This window comes from Komagataeibacter kakiaceti JCM 25156 (assembly GCF_000613305.1).
Genome location: NZ_BAIO01000418.1, coordinates 1 through 2088 on the forward strand (window position 1 = coordinate 1; position 2088 = coordinate 2088).

3 protein-coding genes are annotated in these 2088 nt (G+C 65.3%); all 3 read left to right on the top strand.

Annotation, left to right across the window (positions count from 1 at the left end; all coding sequences use genetic code 11):
• A partial coding sequence (locus JCM25156_RS14635; protein ID WP_025813653.1) for an ATP-binding protein occupies nt 1-1112 on the top strand: 1112 nt, incomplete at its 5' end.
• 133 nt (nt 1113-1245) lie between these two features.
• Nucleotides 1246-1719 carry a transcription elongation factor GreA gene (gene greA / locus JCM25156_RS14640; RefSeq protein ID WP_025813654.1) on the top strand — a complete coding sequence of 158 codons (474 nt, stop codon included), beginning with the start codon at nt 1246-1248 and terminating at the stop codon, nt 1717-1719.
• Between the two features lie 9 nt (nt 1720-1728).
• Nucleotides 1729-2088, top strand: a 360-nt coding sequence (locus JCM25156_RS14645; protein WP_025813655.1) for a pyridoxal-phosphate dependent enzyme, incomplete at its 3' end; no start/stop codon positions are given.

Here is a 2088-nt window from a genome sequence, read left to right on the forward strand (position 1 = left end):
ACCCCGTGGTTGTCCGCCCGTCCTACGTGCTGGGTGGCCGCGCCATGGAAATCGTGCATGACCGCGCGAGCCTGCAGCGGTACATGCGCGGGGCGCTCCAGCTTGCGGGGGCCGAAGTCGCCAACGGCCCGGTGCTGATCGACCATTACCTCAACGACGCGATCGAGGCGGATGTGGACTGCATCGCCGACGGGGACGAGGTGTACGTGGCCGGTGTGATGGAACATATCGAGGAAGCGGGCATCCACTCCGGCGATAGCGCGTGTTCGCTGCCGCCCTACACGCTCTCCCCCGCCATCGTGACCGAACTCAAGGCCCAGACCGAAGCCATGGCGCGCGAGCTGGGCATTGTCGGCCTCATGAACGTGCAGTACGCGATCAAGGGGCAGGAAATCTTCGTGCTGGAGGTCAATCCCCGCGCCTCGCGCACCGTGCCGTTCGTGGCCAAGGCGACGGGCGTGCCAGTCGCGAAGATCGGTGCGCGGGTCATGGCCGGGGCCAAGCTGGGTGAATTCCGGCTCGATGACCGCGCCGTCGCCCCGCATGTGGCGGTGAAGGAAGCGGTCTTCCCGTTCAACCGCTTCCCCAATGTGGATACGATCCTTGGCCCCGAAATGCGCTCCACGGGTGAAGTGATGGGCCTTGACGCCTCGTTCGAGCGCGCCTTCGCCAAGTCGCAGCTTGCCGCGGGCGTGAAACTGCCGCTGTCGGGCACGGTCTTCCTGTCCGTGCGCGAAAGCGACAAGGCGGCCGTGAAATCGCTGGGCCGCCGCCTGTCGGACATGGGCTTCACCATCATGGCCACGCGCGGCACCGCCGCCTGCCTGCGCGAGGCCGGTGTGAACGTGCGCGTGGTCAACAAGGTGCTGGAAGGGCGACCGAACTGCGTGGACGCCATCCGCTCGGGCGACATCCAGATGGTCATCAACACGGCGCAGGGCGCGCAGGCGGTGACGGACAGCTTCGACATCCGCCGTTCGGCGCTGACGCATGGCGTTCCCCACTACACCACCATCGCCGGCGCGCGGGCGGCGACGCATGCCATTTCGGCCATGCGTGAGGGAGTTCTTGAAGTCGCGCCACTTCAATCCTATTTTAAAGGATCATTCTGAGCGTATCGCACTTACGCGGGTACCCTGCCGGTCTGCACGCCGGTGGGGTGCCCGTGCGGGACCGCATGCGATATGCCGGGTACGGCAACCAACAGTCAGTTATGGAAACTGACCTTCACCTCGGGGACAAATCTTGCAGAAATTTCCGATGACAGGCCCCGGCCTGCAACGGCTTGAAGACGAACTGCGCAAGCTCAAGAGTGAAGAACGCCCCGCGATCATACGCGCGATTGCCGAGGCGCGCAGCCACGGCGATCTGTCGGAAAACGCGGAATATCACGCAGCCCGCGAACGCCAGTCCTTTACCGAAGGCCGCATTCAGGAACTGGAGGAAATCGTCTCCTCCGCCGAGGTGATCGACCCGGCCAGCCTGTCGGGCGACCAGGTGAAATTCGGCGCGCGCGTCAAGCTGGTGGATGAAGAAACCGACAGGGAAGCCACCTACCAGATCGTGGGCGTGTACGAAGCCGACATCAAGCAGGGGCTGCTGTCCATTTCCTCGCCGCTGGCCAAGTCGCTGATCGGCAAGAGCATTGGTGACAGCGTGTCCGTGCCCGCCCCCGGCGGCGACCGGACATACGAAATCCTGGAAGTCACCTACGGCTAGGCATACACCGTGATCACGTTTGAAGATATCACCGCCGCCGCACAGCGGATAAAGGGGCGCGTCCTGCATACGCCCACCGTCCCGTGCCAGACACTCTCGCGGGCGACCGGCGCGGATATCGTGCTCAAGCTCGACAACCTCCAGGCCGTGGGGTCGTTCAAGGAGCGGGGGGCGGCCAACAAGCTGGCCCTCCTCACCCCGCGCGAGCGTGAACGTGGGGTCATTACCGTCTCGGCGGGCAACCATGCGCAGGGCGTGGCCCGGCATGCGTCCCTGCTGGGGATCGACGCCGTTATTGTCATGCCGCGCTTCACCCCCGTCGCCAAGGTCACGCGCACCGCCGCGTGGGGCGCGCGCGTGGTGCTGGAG